This window comes from Xenorhabdus szentirmaii DSM 16338, assembly GCF_002632585.1.
Lineage (GTDB): Bacteria > Pseudomonadota > Gammaproteobacteria > Enterobacterales > Enterobacteriaceae > Xenorhabdus > Xenorhabdus szentirmaii.
On sequence record NZ_NIBV01000001.1, the window covers coordinates 2,262,003 to 2,265,088 of the forward strand.

At 37.1% G+C, this 3,086-nt stretch carries 3 protein-coding genes; all 3 read right to left on the bottom strand.

Annotation, left to right across the window (positions count from 1 at the left end; all coding sequences use genetic code 11):
* Positions 1-53: 53 nt before the first annotated feature.
* On the bottom strand, positions 54-572 hold the full coding sequence (locus Xsze_RS10030) for an SEL1-like repeat protein (protein WP_244590066.1): 519 nt from the start codon (positions 570-572) through the stop codon (positions 54-56).
* 77 nt (positions 573-649) lie between these two features.
* A complete protein-coding gene (locus tag Xsze_RS10035) occupies positions 650-1,969 on the bottom strand; it encodes a leucine-rich repeat domain-containing protein (RefSeq protein WP_038242473.1) in 1,320 nt (439 codons plus the stop codon).
* A gap of 30 nt (positions 1,970-1,999) precedes the next feature.
* Positions 2,000-2,884: an IS982 family transposase gene (locus Xsze_RS10040; RefSeq protein WP_038242476.1), complete on the bottom strand. Its 885-nt coding sequence runs from the start codon at positions 2,882-2,884 to the stop codon at positions 2,000-2,002.
* Positions 2,885-3,086: the final 202 nt, after the last annotated feature.

Here is a 3,086-nt window from a genome sequence, read left to right on the forward strand (position 1 = left end):
TTCAGCCGATGCGTATCCGGACTTTCAGTCCGTTAATCACTAACCCACCGACTTTAGTCGGTGGTTGTTGAGTTTTCTGATTTTTTTAATTTAACGATCTCATCCCAATTGTTAATAAAATACGTACACTCATCACATCCAATTTGGCTCGCTTTCTTATAATATTTCTTCGCTTTAATAAAATTTTGCTTTACACCTGTTCCATTAAAATAATTAGTTCCAATAGCACGGTAACCTTCAAAACGACCATTTTCTCCAACCTGTTCAAAAAGAGAATGGGCTTCAGCGAATTTATTTTCCTTTTGAAAAACAAAGCCTAAATTAATCATAGACTCTGATTTATACTTGTCACCTCTAGAAATAGATAAATTATATCTGTCACTGGCCGCCTGATAATTACCCACAGTATGTTGTATTACGGCGAGCATCCAATTTGCTTCTGGATCTCCGGCGCTTGCTTTATTTACCAACTCAAAATAATCATTTTCATTTTTAGGCATTGGGATAGATAACGCTGATAAAAAATCATCTGGGTAATCAAATATAGCCGATGGAATGTCATGTTTTTTCATATTCGAACTTTGCACCGTAAAAGATAAAAAAAATAATAAATAAATTAAATTCCTTTTGTTTTTTAAAATAAAATTAATCATAAGATAGCTTCGCTAAACGTCTCATTTACCCCGACCACATCAACGTGAGAGGTAACCGTTTCAATTGTATTATTTTTGTTTACTGCAAAATACACATCCACTATCTTAGTTACATTGCCATTATTCCAATTCGCGGTGCTTTCCAACCCATGAACGTTACCGTTAATATCTTTAAATCCATTTTCCTTATATGCTAGATTGATAGAGGAAATCCTTGATTCACTTAATCTATGTAATTCTCCACTATCGGTTATCGCATCGCGATTATAATCAATCCATAACTCTAATGAGTTCCATAGAGTATCATTCTGGTCAAAAACACCATCATTATTATCATCAAGATCTGCTAACGCAGCGAATCCATTATCTGCATTCGTTCCATTTTTTAATATAGAGTTATTTCCAAACAGTTCATTTCCATTATTTATTTTCCCATCTTTATTTTTATCCCATACCAAAAATGCACTATTTAGCTCTATCCATCCTGAACTTTCAATAATACCATCATTATCGTGATCAAAAAATATGTTACGGTTTTCTGCTATAGTATTAATACCATCACCAGTCAGATCAATAACAAGTGGTGTTTCTTTATTTTCAAATTCATCAATTTGTTGCTCAATAATTTCCTTCACCGCATTTGGGTCTAAATCTAGAAGACGTATCACCCCGTTTGGAGTTAAACCACGCAATTCTGGAATATAATCTAACATGAATCCTTCACTGTTTTCTTCTGTGAGTCCCAAAATAGAGTTTACAAAATCTATACAATTATTAGTAAGGAGATTATAATTTTCTTTGAATCCACTATATTTCGCTATCTCATTAAAATTATTACTTTTCAGTTGAGAAATATATTGCCCTATATTATCAATAATAGGCTGTGAATATAATGGATATGTGACACTAAAAACCTGTGAGGGATCGTATGCCATAGAATCTCTAAAAGTTAGATTATCAACTCCTCCGAGTTTTTTGTCGTCACCTAGACCCCACCCAATAGATTCTCCCTGAAATTCAACCCATGCATGCCCAAAAGTAGAGTTACGAACGACTCCTGCTGCATTTGTATACTCTGTTCCTGATGGTGCTATTTTTACTGTTATACCACTACTGTATGGCAATATGTTATCGGTCCTATGCTGCCATGTCCCTGGAGATCCAGTACCATACATGACATCGTAGGCCCCAATAAATCCATATGAGTGTCCCGAAGGTATCGGTGACATAGGCCCTGATGGCATCGGTGACCAAGGCTTAGTAGTTACAGGCGACATAGGCCCAACTTGCGTAAATGGAGATGGAAAAACTGGCATAACTGTTTCCTTGTTAAATATTAAATAACCTCAGCTTCGTTTAAGAATAGCGATATCATTATTCCGTAAATTCAAACTCGGTTTTTTCGGTTGGAATGTATAAGCAATGAGGCCTGCGGCGATTTCCAACAGAAAACCGAGCTGGCTGCGATGCCTTGAATGTTCGATCTGAGAAATATTTTTGAGCTGATCAATGACCGTTTCTATCAGAAATCGCCGTCTTAACATCAGCCTATCCCAGAGAGATAACGCTTTGGCTTTCATATTGCGACGAACATTCGTGATTAACGTGACGCCTTCGGCTTCTAACTCATCGCATAAAGCCTGTGATAAATACCCTTTATCGCCATATAAACATCCTGTTAGCCCTTTTGCCAAGGCTTTGACTGGATGACGATCATCCTGGTTTCCTGCGGTTAATTTTACGGCCAAAAGTTCACCGCAATCATTGATGACCAGATGAAGTTTAAACCCATAAAACCAGCCTGTACTGGTTTTGCCTCGTTGTGCTATGCCTTCAAATACCCGATGACGGGGAATGCGAAGATTATGACAAACGGCAATTTGGGTCGAATCAATAAAAGCAATCCCTTGGGTTGTCGCCTTACGTGACGACAGAAAAGCGCATAAAGGGAGCAGTGCCCTTTTCTTCAGGGTGAGCATACGGGTATAGCTGACTAATCCGGGAAAATCGGCGGTAAGATATTGTCTTACATGTTCAATATAAAACGTTTTAAAATCAATATAATGGCTCATGTGGAATAAAATGAGGAGAGTTATGACTTCGCTGAGAGAAAGGGAAGCCTCACGATCCCGTTTACGTAATCCATTTGCAATGAGCTGTTGATGCCAGAGAGGGATAAATTTTTGGCAAAAGTCATCGACGCAGCAGTAAAGTTCTTCTAAATTATACATGCCTGAGGATCTCCACTATTTTGTTTTCTTTAGCAAAAACTTTGATCGTGCCTCAGGCACTTTAGTTCCTTTTTTAAGCGAAGCTCAGGTTAAATAGGTTCCACTTAAAGTGAAGTAGACATACGGGTAATAATGGTAATAATGGTAATAATGGTAATAATGGTAATAATGGTAATAATGGTAATAATGGTAATAATGGTAA